24 protein-coding genes are annotated in these 25,590 nt (G+C 39.6%); 9 read left to right on the forward strand and 15 right to left on the reverse strand.

The window, feature by feature from the left end; all coding sequences use genetic code 11:
• Window positions 1–79: 79 nt before the first annotated feature.
• From ALFOR1_RS03470 to ALFOR1_RS03485, 4 genes are all read right to left on the reverse strand, one after another.
• Window positions 80–1,027 carry an alpha/beta hydrolase gene (locus ALFOR1_RS03470; RefSeq protein ID WP_104642079.1) on the reverse strand — a complete coding sequence of 316 codons (948 nt, stop codon included), beginning with the start codon at window positions 1,025–1,027 and terminating at the stop codon, window positions 80–82.
• A 107-nt stretch (window positions 1,028–1,134) separates the two neighbouring features.
• A complete protein-coding gene (locus ALFOR1_RS03475; RefSeq protein ID WP_104642080.1) occupies window positions 1,135–1,992 on the reverse strand; it encodes an MBL fold metallo-hydrolase in 858 nt (285 codons plus the stop codon).
• Between the two features lie 117 nt (window positions 1,993–2,109).
• On the reverse strand, window positions 2,110–3,192 hold the full coding sequence (locus ALFOR1_RS03480) for a methyl-accepting chemotaxis protein (protein WP_104642081.1): 1,083 nt from the start codon (window positions 3,190–3,192) through the stop codon (window positions 2,110–2,112).
• 169 nt (window positions 3,193–3,361) lie between these two features.
• Complete coding sequence (locus ALFOR1_RS03485; RefSeq protein WP_104642082.1) at window positions 3,362–5,245, reverse strand: propionyl-CoA synthetase; 1,884 nt, start codon at window positions 5,243–5,245, stop codon at window positions 3,362–3,364.
• A gap of 182 nt (window positions 5,246–5,427) precedes the next feature.
• Between ALFOR1_RS03485 and ALFOR1_RS03490 the strand changes: the two genes are divergently transcribed.
• Window positions 5,428–5,832, forward strand: a complete 405-nt coding sequence (locus ALFOR1_RS03490) for a nucleotide triphosphate diphosphatase NUDT15 (RefSeq protein ID WP_058547104.1) — start codon at window positions 5,428–5,430, stop codon at window positions 5,830–5,832.
• Here the strand turns inward: ALFOR1_RS03490 and ALFOR1_RS03495 are convergent.
• From ALFOR1_RS03495 to ALFOR1_RS03510, 4 genes are all read right to left on the reverse strand, one after another.
• Window positions 5,822–6,910: a polysaccharide lyase family 7 protein gene (locus ALFOR1_RS03495; RefSeq protein ID WP_104642083.1), complete on the reverse strand. Its 1,089-nt coding sequence runs from the start codon at window positions 6,908–6,910 to the stop codon at window positions 5,822–5,824. The genes ALFOR1_RS03490 and ALFOR1_RS03495 overlap by 11 nt on opposite strands.
• Before the next feature lie 128 nt (window positions 6,911–7,038).
• The gene (locus ALFOR1_RS03500) at window positions 7,039–7,989 is read right to left on the reverse strand and encodes an alpha/beta fold hydrolase (protein ID WP_104642084.1); all 951 of its coding nucleotides are present in this window, start codon (window positions 7,987–7,989) and stop codon (window positions 7,039–7,041) included.
• A 46-nt stretch (window positions 7,990–8,035) separates the two neighbouring features.
• Entirely contained in the window at window positions 8,036–8,806 is a 771-nt protein-coding gene (locus tag ALFOR1_RS03505) for a substrate-binding periplasmic protein (RefSeq protein WP_058547107.1), read from the reverse strand.
• Between the two features lie 90 nt (window positions 8,807–8,896).
• Complete coding sequence (locus tag ALFOR1_RS03510) at window positions 8,897–9,907, reverse strand: AraC family transcriptional regulator (protein ID WP_104642085.1); 1,011 nt, start codon at window positions 9,905–9,907, stop codon at window positions 8,897–8,899.
• Window positions 9,908–10,005: 98 nt separating this feature from the next.
• Between ALFOR1_RS03510 and ALFOR1_RS03515 the strand changes: the two genes are divergently transcribed.
• On the forward strand, window positions 10,006–10,452 hold the full coding sequence (locus ALFOR1_RS03515) for an SRPBCC family protein (RefSeq protein ID WP_104642086.1): 447 nt from the start codon (window positions 10,006–10,008) through the stop codon (window positions 10,450–10,452).
• The gene (locus ALFOR1_RS03520) at window positions 10,449–11,270 is read left to right on the forward strand and encodes a sterol desaturase family protein (RefSeq protein WP_104642087.1); all 822 of its coding nucleotides are present in this window, start codon (window positions 10,449–10,451) and stop codon (window positions 11,268–11,270) included. Before ALFOR1_RS03515 ends, ALFOR1_RS03520 begins: the two co-directional genes overlap by 4 nt.
• 4 nt (window positions 11,271–11,274) lie before the next feature.
• Here the strand turns inward: ALFOR1_RS03520 and ALFOR1_RS03525 are convergent, their stop codons facing one another.
• The 4 genes from ALFOR1_RS03525 to ALFOR1_RS03540 form a co-directional block, all read right to left on the reverse strand.
• Window positions 11,275–13,107: an Lnb N-terminal periplasmic domain-containing protein gene (locus ALFOR1_RS03525; RefSeq protein WP_104643616.1), complete on the reverse strand. Its 1,833-nt coding sequence runs from the start codon at window positions 13,105–13,107 to the stop codon at window positions 11,275–11,277.
• 79 nt (window positions 13,108–13,186) lie between these two features.
• Window positions 13,187–13,669 carry a DUF3015 domain-containing protein gene (locus tag ALFOR1_RS03530; RefSeq protein ID WP_058547111.1) on the reverse strand — a complete coding sequence of 161 codons (483 nt, stop codon included), beginning with the start codon at window positions 13,667–13,669 and terminating at the stop codon, window positions 13,187–13,189.
• 167 nt (window positions 13,670–13,836) lie between these two features.
• Entirely contained in the window at window positions 13,837–14,223 is a 387-nt protein-coding gene (locus ALFOR1_RS03535; protein WP_058547112.1) for a hypothetical protein, read from the reverse strand.
• A complete protein-coding gene (locus ALFOR1_RS03540) occupies window positions 14,220–14,525 on the reverse strand; it encodes a hypothetical protein (protein ID WP_058547511.1) in 306 nt (101 codons plus the stop codon). Before ALFOR1_RS03540 ends, ALFOR1_RS03535 begins: the two co-directional genes overlap by 4 nt.
• A gap of 271 nt (window positions 14,526–14,796) precedes the next feature.
• Between ALFOR1_RS03540 and ALFOR1_RS03545 the strand changes: the two genes are divergently transcribed.
• A complete protein-coding gene (locus ALFOR1_RS03545; RefSeq protein ID WP_104642088.1) occupies window positions 14,797–15,216 on the forward strand; it encodes a VOC family protein in 420 nt (139 codons plus the stop codon).
• A gap of 177 nt (window positions 15,217–15,393) precedes the next feature.
• Complete coding sequence (locus ALFOR1_RS03550) at window positions 15,394–16,188, forward strand: hypothetical protein (protein ID WP_227006914.1); 795 nt, start codon at window positions 15,394–15,396, stop codon at window positions 16,186–16,188.
• A 2-nt stretch (window positions 16,189–16,190) separates the two neighbouring features.
• On the opposite strand, the gene ALFOR1_RS03555 is transcribed toward ALFOR1_RS03550, so the two are convergent.
• Both ALFOR1_RS03555 and ALFOR1_RS03560 read right to left on the reverse strand, forming a co-directional pair.
• Window positions 16,191–17,816 carry a sensor domain-containing diguanylate cyclase gene (locus ALFOR1_RS03555; protein ID WP_104642089.1) on the reverse strand — a complete coding sequence of 542 codons (1,626 nt, stop codon included), beginning with the start codon at window positions 17,814–17,816 and terminating at the stop codon, window positions 16,191–16,193.
• A gap of 203 nt (window positions 17,817–18,019) precedes the next feature.
• Window positions 18,020–18,904 carry an AraC family transcriptional regulator gene (locus ALFOR1_RS03560; RefSeq protein WP_104642090.1) on the reverse strand — a complete coding sequence of 295 codons (885 nt, stop codon included), beginning with the start codon at window positions 18,902–18,904 and terminating at the stop codon, window positions 18,020–18,022.
• A gap of 184 nt (window positions 18,905–19,088) precedes the next feature.
• Between ALFOR1_RS03560 and ALFOR1_RS03565 the strand changes: the two genes are divergently transcribed.
• The gene (locus tag ALFOR1_RS03565) at window positions 19,089–20,234 is read left to right on the forward strand and encodes an iron-containing alcohol dehydrogenase (RefSeq protein WP_104642091.1); all 1,146 of its coding nucleotides are present in this window, start codon (window positions 19,089–19,091) and stop codon (window positions 20,232–20,234) included.
• A 359-nt stretch (window positions 20,235–20,593) separates the two neighbouring features.
• The gene (locus tag ALFOR1_RS03570; protein ID WP_104642092.1) at window positions 20,594–21,040 is read left to right on the forward strand and encodes a DoxX family protein; all 447 of its coding nucleotides are present in this window, start codon (window positions 20,594–20,596) and stop codon (window positions 21,038–21,040) included.
• A 69-nt stretch (window positions 21,041–21,109) separates the two neighbouring features.
• Here ALFOR1_RS03570 and ALFOR1_RS03575 read toward each other — a convergent pair whose 3' ends face one another.
• On the reverse strand, window positions 21,110–24,208 hold the full coding sequence (locus ALFOR1_RS03575; RefSeq protein WP_104642093.1) for a beta-galactosidase: 3,099 nt from the start codon (window positions 24,206–24,208) through the stop codon (window positions 21,110–21,112).
• A gap of 112 nt (window positions 24,209–24,320) precedes the next feature.
• Between ALFOR1_RS03575 and ALFOR1_RS03580 the strand changes: the two genes are divergently transcribed.
• A complete protein-coding gene (locus tag ALFOR1_RS03580) occupies window positions 24,321–25,139 on the forward strand; it encodes an AraC family transcriptional regulator (RefSeq protein WP_104642094.1) in 819 nt (272 codons plus the stop codon).
• A gap of 80 nt (window positions 25,140–25,219) precedes the next feature.
• A complete protein-coding gene (locus tag ALFOR1_RS03585) occupies window positions 25,220–25,528 on the forward strand; it encodes a hypothetical protein (RefSeq protein ID WP_058547120.1) in 309 nt (102 codons plus the stop codon).
• Window positions 25,529–25,590: the final 62 nt, after the last annotated feature.

The following is a 25,590-nucleotide window of genomic DNA, read 5'->3' on the forward strand; positions in this document are numbered from 1 at the left end:
ATGATTACTGATAGGGCGTATTACTTATAATACTAATCATCAAAATAGATCACTTAATTAAGCAGATTGGTATAAATGATTATTCGGCCGCAGCTTGCTTGGTTTTTCTAAACATAAACTCAAGGGGAATGTGTAGGCGCTTTGCCCATGCGTTTTCGGTATGATCTTCCCCCGGGAAGTACTGGCTTTGCCATAGCTTTGCTGGGTATTGTTGCGCCATAAATAAATCATCAATTTGCGCTTGTAGCTTAGGGTACATGGCATCTAAAGTGCTGTCGCCGTAATCAAAATACACTTTTTGGTTACTCAGCTTTGCGATGTTGTTGGCAATGTAATTTTGAAACTCGGCAAAGACTTCGTCGTCGTGGCTAAAAATACCTGGCCAGTGGGTCGACATACAAATAGCGCCTGAAAATTCGTTAGGGTAATTAAGTAGTGTGTACCACGATATAAGCCCACCCATGCTAGAGCCACCAATATAGCGGTGCTGCGCGCCTTTATTTACGTTGTAGTTAGACTCTATATAAGGAATAACTTCTTTAACTAAAAAGCGTGAGTAGCTGTCTGAGTACACCTTAGAGGCAAATAATTTGTGGCCTGGGTATTTTTCTAACTGGTATAGGGCGTTTTGCTTTTGTTTGCTCAAGGCCTCAAACGGTTGCTGTGGGTAGTATTCGCTGTGGCGGTTTTCTACGGCGTTTGGAATGCCTACCACAATAAATGGGCGTACTTTGCCTTGCTCTATTAATGAGCCGGCTACTTCATCTACGCGCCACTCTTGCTTGTTCCATGTGCTATTGGCATCAAACAGCATGCGGCCATCGTGCATGTAAAGTACATCGTATGTGGTGTTTTTGCTGTAACCTGGCGGTAACCATACATTTAAAAAACGGTTTTTTACAAACTGTGATTCTATATTGTCGATCACCTCAATATGGCCCTTGCTTACTTGCACTTTGGGCGTGTTTGCATAGCTGGTATGCACTACAAATATTGATAAGCTAAACAGTAAAGCAACTAATTTCATGGTGGCGCCTTAGCATACAAAAAGTGCACTATCACAAGCTCGCATTGTTAATTCAATGTGAATACGTATGCACTTGTATTTAAGCAACAAATGCATACACATACAATTTATAAATCGCTGCGCCAGCCCATGCCCGACTCTTCCATAAGGCGCTCGTATACGCCTTCAATATTAAGTGGCAACCATGCTTGGTATTGCTTTAAATCTGAAAACTCATCGAGCTTAACGTTTTGTTTTATTTGCTCTAGGCTTTGCCCTGCAAGTGCGCCTGCGGTTACTTGGCTGTAAAGCTGCTCTATATAGCGTAAGTAACGTGCTACATCGGCTTTATTACCCATATCGGCATGGCCGCCCACAAAGGTATTAAAGTCGTATTTTAAAACCGCTTGGGTTGAATTAATCATACCTTGAATATCGTAGCTCCATAGTTTTTGCCATGGCATTCTGCCAATAACTATCCAGTCGACCACAAATAGTGTTTTTTGCTTTTCGAACAGCATACTTACCGAGCCTCGTCCATCATTAGGACCGTGGTAGTTAAGTTTTAAGGTTGAGCCGCCAAGGGTAAGTATTAGTTCGTCATCAAAGGTAAGATTAGGCATAACAGTTTTTATTTTTGTGTTTTTAATATCTTGTGCGGTAAATTTGTGCGCAACAAAGGTTGTGTTCGGGCTTTTAAATACCTCTGCGCCGTAAATATGGTCGCTGTGATTATGACTGTATACAACATATTTTACCGGTACGTTGTAGCGAGTTTTAATTTGCTCCTTTAACCAAGTAGCAGCTTTTTTATTAAGTGGGTCGGTAACTATTGCACCTTGTGGAGTGATTAAAAATACCGAGCGGTGTCTGTCGTCAATGAAGCGGTGGAGGCCATCGCCTAAATCTTCAATTTCGTAACTTTGAGCCATAAAACCAATAAGTAATAGGCTGGTAGCGATTAGTGTTTGTAATAAGCGAGACATGCACATTCCTGTTTAACGTTTTTTATAGGTTAGTTAAGTAAGAAAGTGCAAGTAAGGAATAAATTTCAGCTTTTATAGAAAAGGTAGCGGGCTAAAGTTAATTTAGCCCGCTATTTTTTAACGAACTAGCTGATCGAGTAAATGTATTACTTGTTCACTGGCTGATTCCATTAAGTGTATGTGTTTAACAGCTTCGGCTTTTTTGCCTTGCTTAATTAGTTGTAGCGCTTGTACGCCGTTTTTGTGTACTTCACTGTGGGGCTTGTCTATTTGTTTAAATGCGCTTAGTGATTTGTATTCATTTGATTCGTCTGACTTGTACCATTTACCTAAGCGGCACATGGTGTGATCGGTAAAATCATCTATCGATTTATTAATTTTGCCATTGGCTACGGCGTACACTTCACCTTTCCATACAATATGATCTAACTTAACGGTTTGAATAAATGAGCGTATAGATGCCTGCGAAATGGTGTTTTTCATGCTGGTGAAAAAATCAATGATTGATGCGTAATCGCTATTCAGCGATGCAAAATTGCTAGTAAGTTGTGTGTTATTTTGTTGTATGTCGTCGGCGGAAGTTACAGTTACTTCTGTTTTATCGATAATTTCTTTTACTAGGTCGGCAACCTCTTGAGCCGATTTATTTGTGTTAGTAGCGAGTACGCGTACTTCGTCGGCAACCACGCTAAAGCCTCGGCCAGCTTCACCTGCTCGGGCAGCCTCAATGGCGGCATTAAGTGCTAATAAATTTGTTTGATCCGATATTTTAGAAATGGTCGATACAAAGGTATTAATACTACCAGCAAGGCTTGAAAGGCCAGATATGTTTTCACTCATGCTACCCATTTTATGGGTCATAAGTTCCATCTCGCTGGCTATATGCATTAATGATTCGTTTGAGTTATTTAAAAGCTCATTTATTTTATAGCTAACTTGGCTCTCTTGCTCAATGGTTGAGTAAGACTCAAGCACCGTTTGGCGAACACCTTCAATTTGGCTTATGCAATCTATAGAGCTTGAAAGTAAGTTTTCGGTAAATTGTTCGTCATTTGTGGTTTGTGTAAAGCTTAGCTGTTGTTCTAAGTGTTTGTTTTCTTGTAATAGTAGTTCGTTATGCGCAGTTAACTCTTCAATTTGTTTTGCTAGCTCTTCGTTATAGTTTTTAGTTTCTAGGTACTTTTTACTTAAAACAAACATCAATAAATCCTACATTATTATGGGTATATTTTTATTATAGTTACATTTTGTACTTTACTAGAATTTTTAATAGTTATCTGATTTTTATAAAAATAATTTTATTAAATAAATTGGCGGCAAAAGTTAACTAACATAGCTATTTATACAAATAGCTATGTTATTTTTGGGTTTAGCGTTGAGTTATTTGTTGGTTTATTTCTTCAAAAATACCGGCATCGTCTATGGTTGAAGGTATTTGTAGTTCGTCGCCATCGACCAATTGGCGTAAATTTTTGCGTAATATTTTACCTGAACGAGTTTTTGGTAATCGCTCTACGCTTACTATCGTTTTAAGGCACGCTATAGCGCCTATTTGGCTGCGTACTGTTTGCACAAGCTCTTGCTCTACATCGGTAGGGGAGCCGGTAAAGTCGTTTTTAAGAACAATCATCGCCATAGGTAATTGCCCTTTTAGGTTATCGGTAACCCCAAACACAGCGCATTCGGCAACGGCTGGGTGCGCCGCGACTATTTCTTCCATTTCACCAGTTGAAAGCCTATGGCCTGCTACATTTATAACATCGTCTGTGCGGCCCATTATAAATAAGTAGCCGTCGTCATCTATGTAGCCACCATCGCCCGAAAGGTAGTAACCCGGGTACTCCGTTAGGTAACCTGTTTTAAAACGTGGTGTATTTTGCCAAATGGTTGGCATGCAACCTGGTGGCAACGGCAGTTTTATCACTACAGCACCTTGCTCGTTTGGCGCGCATTGCTCGCCATGCATATTTAGTATTTGCACATCAAACCCAGGGGTTGGCACTGTTGAGCTGCCTGGTTTTGTTGCTAATTCTTCTATGCCTACAGGGTTACAAGCAATGGCCCAGCCGGTTTCGGTTTGCCACCAGTGATCGAGTATTGGTAGGTTGGTTTTTTCTTTTAGCCAGTTGTAAGTTGGCGGGTCTAGCCGCTCGCCCGCTAAAAATAAGCGTTTTAAACTACTGGTGTTGTATTGCTTAAAGCCCTCTGCGTTAGGGTCTTCTTTTTTTATTGCTCTAAATGCAGTTGGCGCGCTAAATAATGCATTTACCTTATACTCTTCAACCACTCGCCAAAATGCATTGGCGTCGGGAGTGCGTACAGGTTTGCCTTCAAATAAAATAGTGGTGCACCGGTACATTAGCGGCGCATACACTATGTATGAGTGTCCAACTACCCAGCCAATATCTGAAGCAGCCCAAAACACATCACCGGGCTGCATGCCGTAAACGGTTTCCATGCTGTAGTGCATAGCAACTGCGTGGCCGCCGTTTTCGCGCACAACACCTTTAGGTGTGCCTGTGGTGCCAGAGGTATATAAAATATAAAGTGGGTCACTTGCATTTACGGCAACAGGCGCAACTTCTTTGGCGCTTTGCATTGCGTTGTCCCAATTGATATCGCGTGTAGGCGTTAATGGCGCAATTGCTTGCTCGCGCTGATAAATAACACAATGATCTACCTTGTGTGTGGCAAGGTCTAAAGCGTTATCTAGCAGTGGTTTGTATTCAATAATGCTATCTACCTCTACGCCACATGAAGCGCTCAGTACTAGCTTTGGTTTAGCATCATCAATGCGTACAGCTAATTCGTGGGCTGCAAATCCACCAAATACCACTGAATGAATTGCTCCTAAGCGGGCGCAGGCCAACATGCCTATTACAGCTTGGGGGATCATAGGCATGTAAATAACAACCCGGTCGCCTTTAGTAACGCCTAACGATTGCATTACACCTGCAAATTTAGCTACCTGCTGTTGTAGTTGTAAGTAACTATACGTTTGCTTGGTATTGGTTACGGGGGAGTCGTAAATGAGAGCTGTTTGTTCACCAAAGCCAGCAATTACATGCTGGTCGAGCGCTAAAAAGCTGCTATTTAATTGGCCACCGTCAAACCAGTGGTAAAGGCCGTCGTTGTCTTGTATGTAGGCGTGTTCGGGTTTTTTGTACCAAGGTAGGCGCTTTGCTTGTTCGAGCCAAAACTGCTCTGGGCTTTGCTTAAAATTATTATAATGCTGTTTATACGGGCCTAACATAATTGGCTCCTAATACTAAATGTGTGTGAGAGACCTTACAAAAGTAGGCCTTTTTTTAAGCAATAGGTATTCGACTATGGTCGGCTAAAAGTTAATCAGAAAAGTGTTTTTTATATAGCTAAATTGACAAAATAAAGTGTGTAGCTCAGCATGGCGGGCAATTAAAATGAGTGAAAAAATTTATGAGTAATACAGTGCGAGTAGGTGTGGCGGTTATTATTATGCGCCAAAACACTATTTTATTAGGTGAGCGAATAGGTGCACATGGTGCAAATACATGGGCAACGCCCGGCGGGCATTTAGAATTTGGCGAAAGCGTTGAGCAATGTGCAATACGCGAGGTATGTGAGGAAACAGGGCTAAATGTAAGTAAAGTAACTAAGCTAGATTTTACTAACGATTTTTTTAGTGCTGAAAATAAACATTACATTACTTTATATGTAAAAGCCGATTACGAAGGCGGTGAGCCTGTGCTAAACGAGCCAAATAAATGTATTCAGTGGCGCTGGTGCGACATTAATAATTTACCATCGCCACTGTTTACATCACTTAAAAACTACTTAACTACAACAACGCTTACGGCTTAGTTGATGGGCTTAATACTAATTTTTTAAAGCTTACTTGCGCGTAATCGCCATTTTGCTTGTCTGTAGCCCAATCACCCGTACCTAAACAACCTGGGTACCAAATTCCTTTAGCGCTTTTGGTACTACATTGGTTATACGCACCCGCTTTAAAGTAATGCCAATCGGCAGCGTAGCCATTAGGATGATCTTTATCATCTACTTTGCCATAAGCATCTACGTTATTACCTAAGTTAATAGAGTAGTTAACGTCTTTTTTGCCTTGAGCACTAAATGTAAGGTGCATAACATTTTTATGTACGTTCACGGTGTAGCTAAACTCGTCACCTAGTGCAATACCGTTAGCCGCTGGGTCATCTGGGTTTTCCCAGGTGTTGCCCCATACAGGGTAAGTAATGTCGGTTCGGTTAGGATCTTTTTTTGGTAAGTTACGCTCGTAGTTCCAAAATACCGATCCGGTTTTATGCCCTGGCCATTTTTTGTAATAAATTTTAAGTGGTTCGTTACCCCAGCCAAAACCCAGCTTAGTGTCTATAAGTGCCTGATCTTTACCTGCGTGAATTTGCCCTACCACCACAGAATAAGCGGCTTTTTTACTCGGATCGTTTGCACGCAGGGCTACATGATCAACTTTGAGCGTGGCTTCCATTTTTCCGCCTACTGAGCCAAAACGCTCCGATAGCGGGTGCACAGCAAGTGCAAAATTGTTTTTTGAATTTTTAGTTTTTATTTTAGTGTTTGTTCCGCGGATCATTTGTCGTAATTCACTACGGGTATTGGTTGAGTTTGCGCTGGTAAGTGCTTTATTTGGCGAGGCAAATACCATATAACCCTGATCATCCAAGTAGAAAAAATCAGGGTGCGCGTAAGTTTGAATTTCTTTAACGTCTACTGTATCAATTTTTCCGTCGTTGTTTAAATCGACAGGTACGTTAATTTTCCAGTTTGATAAATCAAATTTTGATGCAGGGACTGCTGCATTATTTTCAAGTTTAGTATTTGTACTAGCGCAGCCCATAAATAATAAAGGAGTAACAGCAGCCAGTGCTGTGAGTTTAAAAGTAGATGTTAGATTTTTCATTGTTGTCTCTGTGTGATGATATTAAAAATGAGCGATATTAACTTCGCTTAACTTTAATCTAACATACCAATTTAAAATATCAACATTACCAATTTTTTGTCTATTTAATTTTTATAGCCCTTTTTTGGTTATACCAATGTGGTTTTTTGTTGCTGTTGTTTTTTGCGTTTTTTATTTAGGTGTTTGCGCTGCGCTTTTTTTACATGCTTAACTATCCACTTTGTCATAAGGGGCATAAGTTCTGGCGCAAAGTTATGGCCCATCCCAGGGACTACTCTTAGCTTGGCTTTTTTTATAAGTGCGGCTGTTTTTTTGCCTGCACTTACGGGTATTACCACATCGTCGCAGCCATGAATTACTAAAGTGGGCGTTTTAATTTTACGTATTAAATGTTGCCTGTTTTTACTTGCGGCCATAGCAACTAATTGGCGCTTATAGCCATTAGGATTATATGAGCGTTTTACAATTTGAGTTGCATGCAGGCGAAGTGCGCCTTCTGTTTGCGGATAAGCAGGGCTGCCAATAAGTTGATTAAGCTTAATATTATAATTTATTGCCTCATCGTGGCTGGTATTTTTAGGCTGTAATTTTGCAAGCTTTATAAATACGCCAATGCTTTTAGCACTAAGCCTTGGCAGGCTAGAGCTCGACATAATAGTGGTTAAACTGAGCACCTTTTTTTTATGCTGTGCTGCAATTAACTGGGCTATCATACCGCCCATAGAAGCCCCCACAAAATGTGCTTTTTTAATTTTAAGGGCTGCCATAAGCGCCAGTACGTCATCAGCCATGTCATCAAGTAAGTAAGGAGTTTTAGCGCGTATTGGTAAGCGTTTACTCAACCACGATTTAAATAAGCTGGGGTTTGTGTGGTGCTCTAAGTGAGTTGAAAGACCAGTATCGCGGTTATCAAAACGAATAACTCTAAAGCCTTTTTTTACCAAGCCATAGTAAAGCGAGTCGGGCCACACGGTCATTTGTGCGCCCAAGCCCATAATTAAAATTATTACAGGGGATTTTTTATCGCCTTCGTCTTGGTAGTTAAGCGTAATACCTTGAGGTGTTTTGATTGTTCGCATAGCCAAGTAGCATTGTTAGCTTTGCTAAAATTATAGGCGCTATTTATTACAACTTGTTGGCAGTGCTTGGTATGGGCAGTTGCCACTTTTGTAAAATAGCGCTGTATTCACCATTTTCTTTTATAAGTGCTAAACCTTGAGCAATTTCTTGTGCAGATTGAGAATCAAAAAGCTTGCTTGCAGCAAAATTAAGAGAAGAGGGTAGCTCATCTAGATGAATGCGTTTGGTTATTAGATTTGGGTCGAGCCCTGAACTTTCCAACTCATTATTAAGGGTGAGTGTATTCGTTACTACAAAATCGATACGATTTTTATATAGCATTTGCCAAAGTTGTTGGTAATAACTAACAAGAACTAGGTTTTTGTTTTCTGTAAACCCTTTACGCTTTAAGTAAGCTTCGCTTGAATAGCCTCGAATGGTAGCCACTTTATATTCTTTAGCAAAATTTAAGTGAACGACCTCATCTATGTGGCTTTTTAAACTAATTAAATAAGCATCTGCAAAATATACCTCGCCTAACCAAGTAAAGTTGTTAACACGATTTGGTGTTTTTAATAGCGATAGCATTATTGCGTTAGAATTTGCTTGCTGTTGCTTAAAAATACGTGCCATTGGCATTATTTCAAACTTGGCGGTTAAATGGCTCTGCTTTATTACTGCTTTTGCTATATCAACTAATGCGCCATCGGGTTCGTTATTTTTATTTATAAAATGATACGGCGGAAGGTCTTCGGCAATAAAAGTGACAGAATGAGCGTTGCATAGGGCGCTATACAACATCATTACCATGGCACTAAATACAACACGCACAAACATAAATAAATCTTTTTAAGTAATATTACAGCTAGTGTAATGAGTGTAGCTTAAAAGGTATATATGTAATGTATATTTAATGTAAGTAAATAGTTATTTTTGGTTTTGAATATTGCCTTTTATAAATTTTAAGGGCGAGCAATTATGCCACCTCATAAAAGCACGATTGAAAGAGCTTTGATCTGTAAAACCTAAAATGTTTGATACTTCAGTAAGCGGCATATTACCTAATAAATTAACAACACGACTTTTACGTTCTTTTTCGAGTAGTTGAGCAAAAGTTAAGCTTTGTTTTTTTAAGCGCCGTTGTAATGTACGAGGCGTTACATTGAGCGCATTTGCTATGCCTAATAGGTTGCAGTTTTGCAATGTAGTTTTTGCTGTAAGTAATTGTTTAACTTTTTCACTTATACATCCTTGGCTTTTTAGGCTAGTTAACTGCTGTTCAGATAGTTGTTTAAATGTTTTATTTATAACGGCATTGTCGGTTTTAAATGCAAGGGTTAAGTAACCGCTTGGAAAGTTTATCTGGTTATATTGCGCATTACTTTTAACTGGGCAAGCAAACCACGACTCTAAGTGCTGCTGTTGCTTTAACTGCCAATTATAGGTAAAGCTAATACTACTTGGTGAAAGTGATGAGCTTATTAGCTGGCGAATAACACTCACCCACGCAGTCATATTTCGTAATACAACTTGTTCATTACAGCTCGGATGCGCCAGCCAGCGAACGGTTGCTGTGTCGCTATTTGATAAAAATTGAGCTTTACCAATATTGGCTACTAAGCTGTCGTAGTTTAAAAGCGCTTGTATTGCATTGCTAAGGTTATCGCTTGATTCAATTAAATAGCCCAGTACACCGTAATCGGCAGTGCGAATATGTTTTCCTAGCTCAAATCCAAATAGTGGGTTGTTAAGTGCCGTGCTGGCAAAACTTAATAATGCGTTGTAACTCTGTAAGCTTATACGCGGAGCAAGTTGCTGGCTGCTTTTATTTACATACTCATTAAAACTGATGGCATTAAGTGCCGCTTTATTATCAACATCTTGAGTTTGCAAGTAATCTAAAATACTCGAAAAATAATGATCAGCCAATGTGTGCATTTGTCGTCTAAAGCTAATAAATGGTCGTGTATGAGCAAGTTTGCCATGTTAAGTTTTTATATGCTAGTTGAATGCTAAATAACCTCATACTGTAAATAATGATTTTTATTAAAATAAAGAAAACGCTTGATGCACCGCCTTCAAAAATAACAGAAATACTGTTAAATCATAAGCAACTAGGGCGATTTTTTAATGCTAAATTTAAGCTAATAGCGGCTGCAAATAACGGTGAACTAAAAGGGGGTAAAGGCGCTATTCGGCAAGTTGAAATGGCAAATACGGCGTTTAACGAGCAAATTATAAGTGCTAATCAAAGCCATATTTGCTATCAAATAATAGGTAATAAACCTGTCGCTAATCACCAAGGCGATATATACCTAAGCGCAAATACATCGCTAGAAGGTTTTAAAACAAACTTAAGTTACTATATTCAAGGCAAAGCGCCTTGGTGGCTGCCAAATATTCTTCTAAAATATGTAATTACAAAAGACATAACCCAAGCATTAAATAAATTAGAACATTATTTGCTAGCGGGTGATGTATGAGCTCAGACATTATTTTACTCGCCCTAAGCCCGGTATTTTTGCTTTTTGTTTGCTACGAGTTTATTAAGTTTAAACGTTATTACGACATAAAAGACAGCCTGGCAAATACTGCCTTAGCGCTACTCCATCAAGGTGCTGATACACTTGCTTTATTACTGCTAATGCCTTTTTTTTATTGGCTGTATGAATACAGGTTATTTGATATTGAACTAAGTATTTTAAGCATAGCTTTTGCCTTTTTACTACAAGATTTTTTATATTATTGGTTTCATCGGGCATCGCATCATATTCACTGGCTGTGGGCTGCGCATGTAGTGCATCACAGCTCTACCAAAATGAATTTTACAACTGCATTTAGGCAAAGTGTAATGTACCCCGTAGCGGGTATGTGGGTATTTTGGCTACCTATAATCTTGCTAGGCTTTGACCCATTAACCGTATTTAGCGTAGTAGCACTTAATTTGGCGTATCAATTTTTTGTGCATACGCAAATAGTAGGCAAGTTAGGCTGGTTTGAAAGCGTATTTAATACGCCGTCTCACCATCGGGTTCATCATGCGATTAATAAAAGCTACCTTGATAAAAACTTTGCAGGCGTGCTTATTATTTGGGATAAGCTATTTGATACCTTTGTAGAAGAAGATAAAAATCAGCCATGCAAATACGGCATAGTAGGGCAATTAAATAGTAATAGCCCACTGCTGATAACGTTTCATCAGTGGGCTCATTTATTTAAAAGTGCGTTCATAGCAAAAGGTTTAAAAGCTAAATGTAAGGCAGTACTTGGCTACCCAACAAGTAGCGTTAAAGTTAAATAAAGCCTTAAAAGTAAAACTGCAGGGCTAAGCTAGCAGCTGTATTGTGGCTATGCCATTTTTCGTGCTTTATTTGGCTGCGCAGTGCTAAATTGCGCGACAATGCGTAGCTCCAAGTTAGCGCAGCTTCGCTGTGGTTATTAGCGGCATTATCGCTTAGCCAAAACATATTACCTGTAATCGCAAGCTTGTTTTTGTTATTTACTTGCCAAATAACGCCAGCCTCACTGCCTAGTCCTACACTTAGCTGGTTAGAAGTATCTCCAGTATTTAGCTCAAATTGTCCCAAAATATAGCCATGCACACTGTTTGGATTACCGTAAGACTTACCATATCCACCTTTAGTAAAAAAGCGGCCTGAGCGTTTGTTTTGATTTGGCTGTCTGTCAAAACCCATTTTGATATTCCATGACCAGCTATCAAATACACGGTTATCGGGGGCAAGCGACATAGCATCGAGTAAGTAAAAGTGCTCAATGTGGCTATTGCCGTTATCTGTAAGGTTGGCTTCTAAGTCAAAAAAGTTAATTTGTGCACCGGGTATAAAGCCTGCGGGTCTGTCGAGTAAATCGTGATAAGCAAGGCGATAAGCTAAGTTGGTGGTATTTTGCTGGTTATTATTTTGCACTCTTTTAGCTGCTAGCCTTGAAGAACCATGGCCTTGCTCTGGCGAGGCTTTAGGTTTTTTGGGCTTAGATAAAGGGGAAGGGACAGCATACTTACTGCGCATTAATAGTAACTTAGTAAGCCTTGGGGCTATTTCTTCACGGTTAAGGGCTTTATCGTAAAATTCAAAATTTAGCCATTCGTACGCCATTTCAAGTATAGCTACTAGCTCTTTTTGTGAGTAATTACGGGTATTTAATGGTTTGCCTTGCATAAGCGCTCTAGCATCACTAAGTTGCTGATCGCTTAACTGTGTTGAATAGTGATACAGCTTAGCGCCAAAAGCAGGGCGATAATTAGGAGCTTGCAGCAAGTTGTTGTCTCTAAGTGCGGCAACAGTGTCTGAAGGAATAGCCTGCATGTTAAATTGCGAAGTTAAATTAAGATCGTCTTTAGCTAATTGTAATAGCCCCAGTAACTGATACGAGCAGTTTTCGTCTATAAAAAAGTAATCAAAAGTGGCGCTTTGTAGCTCCCATAAATGCAGTAAAATCCGCTCTACTTGTTGCTCGGTTAAATTTAGTTTGTACTCCCAAATATCGCGTGATTCTAAGTCGTTATATTCACGTACTTTTTTGTAATACGGCATCAGCGAAAACTTACCAGGGTAGCTACCAACAAGCCCTTTTAATGCATACATAGCAGCGTTATCGGAGCCATCAGGCTCTGCTGCAAAATTTACAGCAAAAGCAACAAGTTCTTTATTACGGGTTTGATCTTTAGCGTCAATACGCAGCAATGTATGCCCAAACATTGATGAAGGGCTATTCATAAATGCAGTAGGAAATACCAGCGTAACCCCTTGAGGATTAATTACTTGTTGCCATGCTAAAAGCTCAGGGCAATTAAGTGCAGGCCAATTATTATTAATTTTTGATTTTAGCCATGTGTAGCGAGCAGGAAATTGGCAGCTGTATTTTTGTTGGCTGGTTTTATTGCCATTAAATGCGCTAATGGTGGCATTTAGCTCATCAACTGGGTTTGTTTTACCTGTGGGTGCTATAAAAAACTCAGCACTGTCTACTTCACTTTTAAAGCTACCTAATGTGGTATTGCGGTAGTGGCCTAATTTGAGCCAGTAAGGGTGTGTGGCTAACGTATTATTTTCAATACTTTTAGCATTAGAATATGTACTAAAGAGCGTAACTAACAGAATAACTAATATTTTTTGCATACCCAAAACCATAAAAAAAAGCCGCTAGAGGTTACTCTAGTGGCTTTATTTATACATATAAAACCGGCTAAATAGCTGATTAAGAAAGAGTATAAGAAGCTAGTTGTGCGTCACTTGCTACAACAGTGTTTAGGTTTTCTAACACTGTTTGTGAAGTTACGTTCTCAGAAGTAAATACTGAAGAAAACTGTGCTTGAGCAAGCTTGTTAAATGCTGCTTTATCTTGTTCTGCAACACCCCAAACCTCAGCAAGTGTAGCTAAAGTTTCGCCTTCACCTTGAGACATATCACGAGCAAGTTGCTCCATGTTGCCATCGATGAATAAAGCGATTTTTTCAGAAGAAGTTACTGTACCAGTACCGTCACAACCTAAAGTACCAAAAGTGATACCGAAAGTTTGGTTACCAGAAGTACCGTTAGTTGTAGCGCCTAAAATTTTAACGCCTTTACCTTGTTGTCCTGCAAATAACATAGAGCCTAGACCACAACCAATATCTTGGTCAGCCATTGCGTTAGAGAAAGGAAGTAAAGATAAAGCTGCTACTGCGATTAGTTTTTTCATATTCATAAATCCATATATGATTAATCTTTATTTAGGGTAAATAAAGTTCGCAGAAGATTTTAACAGAGTTGTAGAAAAAAGGAACATACCAAGGTATGAATTTTTTGATGTTGAATTTAACTTAAGTATTAAAATTAACAAGAGGGTTTTTTTAGTATTTAACTATTTTATTTTGGGGTTGGCTTTTTACTTCTCGGGGCGCCTAATAAAATGCACATATGGCAAATACACACCGACAAAAATGCGCTAATACCTAATGCACCGCCATAGCCATCGAGCTTAGGTACTAAGTATTCAAATAGTAACGAAAATAAAATAGATGAACTAGCAACCGTGTAAATACCAAATCGATGTGGGGCGCTCATGCCTATAAATGTGCCTCCAAAAAATACGACTGAGTACAAGTTGGGGTTTAGGTTTAAGGCGCTTAAAATTAAATAGGCAATAATAGAAAGTGAGGCAGAGGCGCGTATGCCATCAAAACGATTGTGTTTAGCTAAATAAAACGTTAAAAATGCGCCGAGTAAAGCAATAAGTGGATATTCTATGTTCATAAAACGACGCCTTTAGCTAACATAAATAAAGCGACACTTGCAAAGGCAACACTGCCAAGCTTACCGCCAAAGCCTGTAAACATATTTATAGTAAGCACATATAAGCTAGCCCCAATGACTGAAATTATTGCTATTTCCCAATAACTTGTAATTAAGTGCGTAGAACACATTCCAGCAAAGCTGCCTGCGTAAATTGCAGCATACGGATGATTTTTATAACGCGCAGGAAAAGGAATAAACGAGCCAACAAGCCCTGTAAGTGCGGCCGAAATCACTAAAGGCAATGCAAAAGTGGTGTGCATTGCAAAGCAGGCTAAAAAGCCAAAAAAGAAAGTGATGAATTTTAAAAATAAGAATTTAATCATAGCGGCGCATTTTAAACTAATCCTTTTACGCTTTCTAACAATCCTTAATAAATAAAACAGCATTATTAGCTTAAAAAGTTATTAAGGTTATTTTTTAATCTCACTTGGTATTGTCTATGCTTATTTGTGGCTGTTAATGTTTCATAAATTATATTTTATGTATAATAGAGGTTATTAATATACAAATACTAAAAATTAAAGGTAATTTATGTCTAACTGTCTTCATTTGGCTATTCCGGCTGGCGATTTAAAAGTAGCTAAAGCGTTTTATTGCGATGTGCTTGGCTGTAAAACAGGTAATAGCGAAGAAGGGCGCTGGGTAGATATAGATTTTTGGGGTAATGAGTTAACACTGCATCAAAGTGTTGAGCGCTTACCAACCGTTCGCCACGATGTAGATATGGGCGCAGTAGCTGTGCCTCATTTTGGTATTCATTTATCAGAAGATGAATTTAACGGTTTAAAAAAACGTATTGAAGCAGCTGGGCTTGAGTACCTTGATAAACCGTACCGCCGTTTTGTAGGTGATGAGTTTGAACAAGAAACTTTTTTTATTGAAGATCCAAACGGTAACGTGCTTGAAATGAAAACCATGGTAAACCCTGAGGTTTTATTTAAAAAAGCGTAATTAGTGTTTTATTTATTAAATATTAGGCCACTTTTATAGTGGCCTTTTTTTGTATCCTGTGGGGTTTTGTGTACCCACAGGTGAAAATAATTGCATTATATGCGTTACTTTTATTCACTCTACAACACATAATTTAAAACGTAGACTTTAAAGTAACTCTCATACTTTATAATTATTATGTTGCTTTTAAAACTCACCATTGCGCCTCTACTTTTATTATTAATTAACTATGCTCAAAAACGCTTAGGCAGCTTTGTGAGTGGCATTATTCCTGGCCTGCCAATTACATCTGGACCTATTTCTTATTTTATTGCGCTTGAGCAAGGCAAGTTATTTGCCAGTAATTCAGCGGTTGCATCTTTGTATGGCATGAGTGGTATAGGGCTATTTTGTTTTTGTTATGCGGCAATGCTTACAAAATACTCAGTTATTAAAGCTCTTTTTGCTGCGTTAACGCTGTGGTGCTTATTTAGTGTATTTATCTTGGTATTACCCATTAATATTGCGCTTGCGTGTGTTATTTCGCTGAGCGTTTTATTTACGTTGGCATGTGCATCGAGTAAGTTACAGTTTGCACCTGACGTTAAGCCATTTACCGCTGCGTGGGAGCTGCCGGTAAAAATGCTGTTGGTTACTAGCTTTATTGTTTTAGTTACGTTTATTTCGGCAAATATTGGCGCTATGTGGAGTGGGTTACTATCTACCTTTCCGGTGATATTAGCGGTTATGGGCTGCATTGCCCACGCAAGTGATAAAAAGTTCTCGGCTTATAAAGTACTTAATGGTGGCATTATTGGCTCGTTAGGGGGCTGTATATTTTTTGCTGTAATTGCACTCGCGCTTAAATTTAATTTTGTTATTTGGCAGGTATATGCAGCCGCAGCGGTTTGCTCAACATTGTTTACTATTATTATGAGCCACTATATAAACCGTAAACAGTTTGCTAAGCCGGTTACGGTTTTAAATACTTAAAGCTAGCCATCAACTAAAGTGAGAGGCTTTACTTTTCGCTGTAGTTTTTCATGATACATAGCGGTGTCGCCGGCTTTTAAAATTTCGTCAATATTTTTAGGAGGCTCACTAAATACACTGCTGCCAATGCTTGCTTTTATAGCAATAGGTTGGTCGTTATGCGTAATGGTGAGTTTGTTTAACTCTGTTTTTAGGTGGTGCGTTTTTGGATTTACCTGCGCTTTGGTATAAAAGTGGGCAAGTACAACAAATTCATCACCGCCTAAGCGACCGACTGCATCGTTGGTACGTACAATCCTTTTTAAACTGGCGGCTACTTTACATAAAGCTTCATCGCCTACGGCATGCCCATAATTGTCGTTTATCTGTTTAAAGTCATCTAAATCTATATACATTAAGCATAAAACACCGCCTTTTTTGGCGTGCTGCTCAATAAGTCCTGCTGATTTTTTACCCCAGCCACGGCGGTTTAAAATGCCACAAAGGTGATCGTAATCGGCTTCCGTTTCGGCGCGTCTTTGTGCTATTCGCATACGGCTAATACGCCTAGAAACAGCCACGGCTAGTAAAAATGACTCTACAGCAAAGGCTATAATTAAACCGTAGCGGCGCATAAATGGGCTTTCGTTTATTAATAAAATTCTAAAAATCATACTCACAAACACAAAGCTAAGCGCTATAAATACAAGTGCAGCTTCGCGAATACCTTTGCGAGCTTGCCAAGCCGATAATACAAATACCACAGCAATAATAACCAAGGTTGTATAACCCGTAACTTTGCCAGCTATGTTCCACATTTGTGGCGTTTTAAACAGTATTTGTAAAATGCAAAACAGCATTACAACTAAAGCTAAGCCTTTTAAAAGGGGATCTACTTTTGGCCAGCTAACTTTAATTTGCAAAAGAGCACAAATAAACCAGGTTGCGCTTATAGCACTAAAGCCAATAAACATTAGGTATATATTAAATAAAGTACTGTTGTGCTGCGTGGTTAAAAATAAGTACAGTTGCCCTTCTTGTAAAAGTATAAAGCCGCCAATACAAAAAATGTATAAGCTGTAGAGCTTAAATATATCGTCTTCTAAGCGGCTTCCCATAATTAACACATACAAAATAAGCGTAATGCACAAGCCATAAAACAGCCCTAAAATTAGGTTTTGCTGTTGGCTTTTTTGCATAAATACTTCAATAGGTTGCCACTTAAATACAGGACGAAACGGCATGGGTGAATATAAAGTTAAAACTGCCGTAGTTTCTCCTCTCTCTATTAAAAAAGCGGGTTTATTGTATTTTATAGGGGTAAGTATTTTATTTTGTTGCCGCCATTCAAAACTCTCAAGTGTAGAGCGATTAAAACTAAACACGCCACTGTGCTGTAATTGGCACTTTACCAAATATTGATTTTTACCAAATCGGGTTTCTAACCTTACTTGTTCGTCTGCATTTAAAGTTTTTGAGGGCGTTGTTATTGGATATGTTTGGCTAACTTCACAAGTTTGTGCAGCAAATACAGGGTTAGTAAATAGTAAAGTAGTTAAAAAAGTGCCTACAAATAAGAGTACGTACCTTTTAGGCCACTGAAGATAAAGTGTGAGTACTGCTAAAAAATTTAACTTTTTAAAAGCCATAGGCGAGAGAAAATAAATACTACATTTTTTTATACTAGCAGAGCTCGCCTATTTAGCTATTAGTTAATTACGGTGTATTGAAATTTGTGGATTGAAATATATTCAAGCTAGGAGCGTTTTAATCGCGGCGCGAGGTTGAAACCGAGGGAAGCTCGCTATGCAGCTGTAAATTAAACCAACTATAAACAACACGCCCCAGTAAATTAACTGTGCAATTGAGTTAACACTTCGCTTGGCGTTTTATTAAAGTGGCGCTTAAACTCGCGGCTAAATTGCGAGGGGCTGGTATAGCCTACCTTTAATGCGGCCTCATTTGCTTTACTACCGTTGCTTGTAATGAGTTCTTTTGCTTTGGCTAAGCGTACTTTTTTTAAGTATTGCAATGGCGATTCAAAGGTCACTTGTTTAAAGGCGCGATGAAACGACGACACACTCATGTTTACCTCTTCAGCTAAGCCTTCAACAGTAATTTGATCTGCATAGCTTTTATGCATGGTAGAAAGTGTTCGTGCTATTCGGGCGTAGTGCCCATCGTGCATGGCAAGGCCAATTAAGGTATGACCCTGAGGACCACAAAGTACACGGTATACCAATTCTTTAATTATATCTTCACCAAAAATATCGGCTTCTAGTGGGCTATTTAGTGCGCTTAATAAACGATGAGTTACTTGCTCCATAGCACCATCTATTTTTGCTGATTGCACACCGCTCATTTGCCCAGAAGTAAATGGCGTATGTTCGCCCATTTGGTTTACTAACTTATGTAATGTTGCTGGGTTAATATCAATAACTACGCCCATTACAGGTAGGCCGTTATCAGTAAAAGCTTCGCATTCAAGTGGGACGGGTACACCTAAAACCAGGTAGTCGCCAGCACCATATTTTATTTGATGATCAGGGAAATGAATTATTTTATGCCCTTGGCCAACTAAAATAATACCAGAGTTGTAAATGAGTGGCTGACGAGGTGAGCTTTTACTCGCACGATGAAAGTAAACACCGGGAATAATAGTTTTCGTAACGCCTTCAAAATTGAGCAAATCATTGTGCTCGGCGTATTGCTGCAACATGCTGGCTACAGTGGGCATTAAAAAACCTTTTATCGTACAAATTTTGCGTAAAATAACAACGTTGGCAGTATTAGGCAAGCTTTAGGTATTTATTAGGCTTTTTTAATGTTTGTTTTGCCACTAATATGCACTCATTGAAATTTAGCTTAGTGAGTAACTAAGCATTCTATTTAGTATTTAACCGTCACCTAGGAGCAAAGTAATGAAATTTAGCTACGTAAATCCAACACTTATTCAGTTCGGCCAACAGCAAATTGCATCACTAACCGATTTGATCGCAAAAGATCAAAAAGTATTAGTAGTGTACGGCGGTGGTTCAATTAAAAAGAACGGCGTGTACGACCAAGTTGCAGCAGCACTTGAAGGCTTTGATTGGGTTGAGTTCTCAGGCGTTGGCGCTAACCCAACAATTGAAGTGTTAGACCAAGCAGTAAAAATTTGTAAAGAACAAGATATCGACTTCGTATTAGGTGTAGGCGGCGGTTCAGTAATTGACGGCGTTAAATACATTGCAGCATCTGCAGTTTATGATGGCGAAGGTTGGGATATACCTACTGGTAAGCATATTATTACTAGCGCATTACCAATCGGCGCAATATTAACATTACCTGCAACGGGTTCTGAGTCTAATCAAAATTCAGTTGTGAGCAAAGAAGCAACGAAGCAAAAACTACCGTTTGCATCACCAGAAGTACTGCCTAAATTTGCGATTATGGACCCTGATGTAATGAAAACATTACCGCAGCGCCAACTTGTAAATGGTTTAGTAGATGCATGGGTTCATACCTGTGAGCAGTACCTTACATTCCCTGAAACAGCATTGGTTCAAGAAGGTTACGCAGAGGCACTTTTAAGAACGCTTAAAACGCTGGGCGATAACTTTGAAAACCAAGACGATGCATGGCGTGCAAACCTTATGTGGGCAGCAAACCAAGCACTTAATGGTTTAATTGGTTCTGGCGTATCACAAGATTGGGCAACACACATGATTGGCCATGAGCTTACAGCTGCTTACGGTGTTGACCATGCACGTTCACTTGCTATTGTTCAGCCTTCTTTATTACGTAACCAATTTGCAGTTAAAAAAGCGAAGCTAGAGCAAATGGGTAAAAACGTATTTGGTCTTGCGCAATCGGATGATTTAGCAGAGCAAACAATTCAAGCAATTGAAGCGTTTTACCACAGCTTAGATGTTGCCACTGTGCTTACTGAACATGGCGATGACAAAGCCGCCGCTATTGACAATATTATTGGTAAACTTGAAGCGCATGGCATGCTAGCACTTGGTGAAAACCAAGCAATTACGCTAAAAGAAAGCCGCGAAATTTTAGAACAAGCTGTTGCTTAATCACTTTTAAGTAACTTAAAACTAAAAGCCGCTAACGTTTAACGTTAGCGGCTTTTTTGTGACTTATACCAATCCGCAATAATACTTATTCATTTTGCGGGGCTAAACGTATCGCTATCTGCGTTAAAAAATTCTCATTTAGAACAACTAAATAGCAAATTTTTTGCCTGGTTATCAACACGTTTTTCCATCCTCAAAATAGATCACCTAATTAAGCGAATTGGTATTAAATAAATTAAAAACACAACGTTTATAATTAACCAATAATATCGGTATTAATGTTTTAAAATGATGATAGTAAACTGTGTTCATCGGTTAGCAAAACTAACACCTTATAAATTTACACAGGATAAAAACTCATGACACTACTACAAAAAATATTAAACTCTAAAGCTGGCGCTGCAGCACTTATTTTACGTGTACCAGTCGGGTTAATTTTAGCAGCGCACGGCGCGCAAAAATTATTTGCTTGGTTTGGCGGTTACGGCCTTGAAGGCACAGGGCAGTGGATGGCAAGTATTGGCTTAGATCCTGGATACTGGTTAGCTTTAATGGCAGGCAGCGCTGAATTTTTTGGCGGCATTGCATTAGCACTTGGTTTATTAACACGCCCAGCAGCCCTAGTTACGGCGTTTACAATGTTGATTGCAATATTTAGTGTACACATTAACAATGGTTTATTTATGGCTAACAACGGTTACGAATACGCACTTACTTTATTAGTTGCAACTGCAGCGCTTGCTATTCAAGGTGCAGGTAGCTTTTCGGTTGATAGTGTTATTGCTAAAAAGCTAGCTGATAAATAGCGGCAGGAATTTATAATAAAAAAAATAGCGGCTAATTTAGCCGCTATTTTTGTATGGGTTAGTGCTAAGTTATTTAGCCGAAAAAGTTAAAGAGTAGTTGTACTGCGTTTGCTCTAGTAAATACTCTTTATGGGTACTTGGGCTCCACGAATCATCGCCGCCAACCCCCATATGTTGATGATCAATATGTACATGTAAGCAATCATCAGCTACTAGCTCATTGGTGTGCTTTGCTTGCGTAAGCATGCTTTGAGAGTATTCACTGGCGGCAAATAAAAATGTACCGGTTACGGTTAAATTATTAACGCTAAGTAATTGGCAATCACTACGCACGCCGTTATCGGTTGGGAATATATACGGTGTATGTAGCTCATTATGTTGCGCGCTGTAATAACCTAAACGCGCAGCCGCTTTGCGATCTGGGTAGTTTTCAAATGGCCCTAAACCAACCCAGTTTACTTGTGTATCGCTTTGTTTATTAAGCGTTGTGCTTAACCCTATGCGTGGCATGGGTGGCAAAGTGTCGTTTAGTTGTGCATCAACATTTAAGCTAATTTCACCGGTATTATTAAGTGTATAAAGCCAAGTTGTTTTTGCTTGTACTGCGCCATTAAATTCATAACTAAATACACAGGTAATACGTATATCTATCTTTGATTGCACTACTTCAAACGAGCGACATGTACGCTGCCACTGCCCAATACCTGCTCTTAACCAGCGCGCTTCCCATGCGTTAGGGTCTAGGTTGTCTACTTCGCTTACGCCTATGTCGTTATCAAGCGGGGCGCGGTAAAAATTATCAACCAATGGGCTTTTAATAACTTGGGTTTGATTGTGCAGCCATTGCTCAATAAGGCCTGATTGGCTATTAAACACAAGTTTAAAGCTATCGCCTTCAATATTTAGCTGTGTGTTGGTTTCGCTAATATTTAGTGCGCCGTGCGTTGAGGCGTTTGCTAAAGCAGGCGAAAATGTATCAGTGCTTAAACTTTGGCTATTTATAAGCTTAAATTGCTCGGTGTTTAATACATGCTCGGCACTTGCAAAGCTTGAGTCGTTAATCAGTGCTACATCTAAATTAAGGTGATATTGCGCACCGGCTTTAAACACCGTTTTTGTATTAACAGTCAGCGTTTTCATACTTTGCGGAGCAATACTAATAATTTGCTCGCCTTGCTCTATACATTGGCCATTTTCTATTAACTGCCAAACCAATTTTTCGTTATCAGTTGCCCTAAATACATAATCACTAAATACATCAACGGTATAGTGGTTTTGAGTTTGCTCACGCAGCGTAAATTGTAAATGCTGTTGGCTGTATTTAGCTTCAAACAAGCTAGGATGCGGCGTGCGATCTGGAAATAATAAGCCGTTAATACAGAATTGACGGTCGTTTAGTTCATCACCAAAATCGCCACCGTAAGCCCAATAATGCTTACCGTTTTCATCAGTTTTAGATAAACCTTGGTCTACCCAATCCCAAATAAAGCCACCTTGCAAACGCGGGTATTCTCTAAATGCTTGCCAGTAATCATCAAAGCTACCTAGGCTGTTACCCATAGCATGGGCGTATTCACATAAAATAAGCGGACGCGTTTCACCCGGTAGGCTTAACCACTTTTTAATAGAGTATTTAGGTACGGCGTCGTCGGCAATATGGGTATCTACACGGGCGTACATAGGGCAAATAATATCGGTTGCGGTGGTATTTGCGCCGCCACCTTCGTATTGCACTGGGCGCGATGGGTCAAAGCTTTTTGACCAGCCGTACATAGCATCGTGGTTTGCACCGTGCCCGCACTCATTACCTAGTGACCAAATAATAATAGAGGCGTGGTTTTTATCGCGCTCAAGCATTTGTGTATAACGCGACATAAATGCGCCAGTCCACTGCGGATCGCTTGCAAGCCTACCCATTGGGAACATGCCGTGAGTTTCTATATTGGCTTCGTCTACTACGTATAAACCTAACTCGTCACACAGCTCGTAAAAACGAGGGTGGTTAGGGTAGTGAGCGGTACGTACAGCATTAAAGTTATTTTGCTTCATCAGCTTAATATCTTCAATCATGTCGGCAGTGCTCACTGTATGGCCGTTTTCTGGGTGATGCTCGTGGCGGTTAACACCGCGAATAAGCAGCGGTTTGCCGTTTAAGCAAAGCTGCCCGTTGAGCATTTCTACTTTTCTAAAGCCAATGTTGTAGGCTTCTACGTCTACTGTAATGCCTTGCTCATCTAACAGGCTTACAACACAGCGGTATAAGGTTGGGGTTTCGGCGGTCCATTTTTTAGGGTTTTGTATATCAATTGTTTGAAAAACCACATCGCTCCAGCCGCCTTTTTCATCAACGCGTTTATTGTTAGTGCTTTGTATTTGTGGCTCACACAGTGCCAGTTCACCATCAAAAACCTGTACTGCTACTTGGTAGTTATTTGGCGCATCAATTGCGGTTTTTATATGCAAAGTCGCATCGCGGTAGCAGGCGTCTAAATCTGGGGTTATAAATACATCGCGTATTTGGTGTTGCGGTTTAGTAAGTAAATTAACATCGCGGAATATACCGCTTAGCCACCACATGTCTTGATCTTCTAAGTAACTGCCATCGCTCCAGCGAATAACCATAACCGCAATGCGGTTGGTGCCAGCCACTAACAGTTTGCTTAAATCAAATTCGCTTGGTAAGCGGCTATCCTGCGAGTAGCCCACCCATTGACCGTTACACCAAAGGTGAAACGCCGAGTTTACGCCTTCAAAAATAATATGGTTTCGCTGAGCTAATTGCTCCGCCGGAATAGTAAACTCTGTGCGGTAGCAACCTGTTGGGTTATCGCTTGGTACAAATGGCGGGTTTACGGCAAAGGGATATTTAACATTACAATAAATAGGTTTATCAAAGCCGTGTAATTGCCAGTTAGAAGGCACAGGAATACTTTGCCAGTCGCTGGCGAGTGCCTCACTTAGTAATGACTCATCAACCGCTTCGGGCTTATCAAATAATTTAAAATCCCACTGGCCGTTTAAACTTTGTTTTTGTGATTGCGTGTTTGTACGGGCATGGTCAACGCTTTTAAAACCATTAAGTGGGCTGTGCGCTTTTACTTGATTAACTTGCACCGAAATTGGGTTTTCCCAATCGCGGCGATTAATTATGTGCTGTAGTGAGTTCATTAGTGTCCTATTGCATGTGTGGCAATTATAGTGGCTTAAATATAGCTAAAATAATGCCTTGAGGTTATGCTTAAAGCTCTCTTTTATTTATCCAAAACTATCATTTTAAATTATGCGCAACACCATTAAAGATGTACTCGATATTGGCCCAGAGTGTACAGAGCGGTTTATTGATTTAAACACGCTTTCGCAAATGCCAAGCCTTGAAATAGAGCTGGCAGGTTGCTCAAATTTATTGGGTGACTATTGTGTTGCACGTACTAACCCGCTTGAACACACTCTTTTTTATACTTTGGCTGGCCAGGGCTCGTTAAAAACCATTAATAACCAATATGCACTGGCCGAAAATAGCTTAGCTATATTGCCAGCAAGGCAAAGTTTTGAGGTTAAAATAGCGAGCGAAAAATGGGATGTTATTTGGCTAAACCTTGCAAACACTAAACGTTGGCAACATTTAAATTTAGCGCACGCTAAAGTATTAACTAATCAGCAGTTAGCGCCATTACATTTAGCGATGGAGCTTTTATACAGCGAGGGAAACGCTACTTTGCGCGAAGGCGTAATGCCTATTTTAAGCCACTATTTAAACACTACGCTTCAAAGCGAGCCGCAAATAGGCGGGCAAAACAGATTAACCAGCTTGTTTTTAGAAGTAGAAGAGCGCCTGCAATTTGATTGGACAATAGAAGCTATGTGCGAACAAGTACATTACTCAGCACCGCATTTACACAGGTTATGCCAAGCGCAATTTGGTAAAAGCCCAATGCAGCAGCTTATTTACTTACGTATTAAACGGGCTAAAAACTTGCTACTAAATACCCGCTGGCCTGTTGCCCATATTGCCGCTTACGTGGGGTATCCTAATATATTTAATTTTTCAAAACGGTTTAAAAAATCAGTGGGTGTATCACCAAGTGAATTTAGAAAATAACGTGAGCGGCTCTCTACATTTGAATAAATTTAAGGTATTGTGCGGTTTCTTAAATTGCATTTTATAGTTTTAGGTAATGGATGCGCTCAAACTACTTTTTAGTCGTGATACTTTTAGTGCTTGTACACAGCTTTATTAGCTGTGATGCTGCTGCGTATCATTTACAAGAAGAAGTCGATCATGCTTCGCACGTTCAGTCTGTGGCCGATACAGACGATGAAGACGCGCAACCACCTACCGAAATTCATGCCCATCAGCATTGCCACTGTGGTTACTACAGTACACTAAATCACCCTATAAACCCTGAGCAAAGCCAAGCAACTCAGCCTGCTTGCTACAATGGTTTAAATTACCCACCGGATGTTCCGCCACCCAATTTTTATAGCTAGTTTTTAATTTTAAACACTTTGTATATAACTGCCTGCGCCTGTGCGCTACAAGGCTAATTATG

This window comes from Pseudoalteromonas carrageenovora IAM 12662, assembly GCF_900239935.1.
Lineage (GTDB): Bacteria > Pseudomonadota > Gammaproteobacteria > Enterobacterales > Alteromonadaceae > Pseudoalteromonas > Pseudoalteromonas carrageenovora.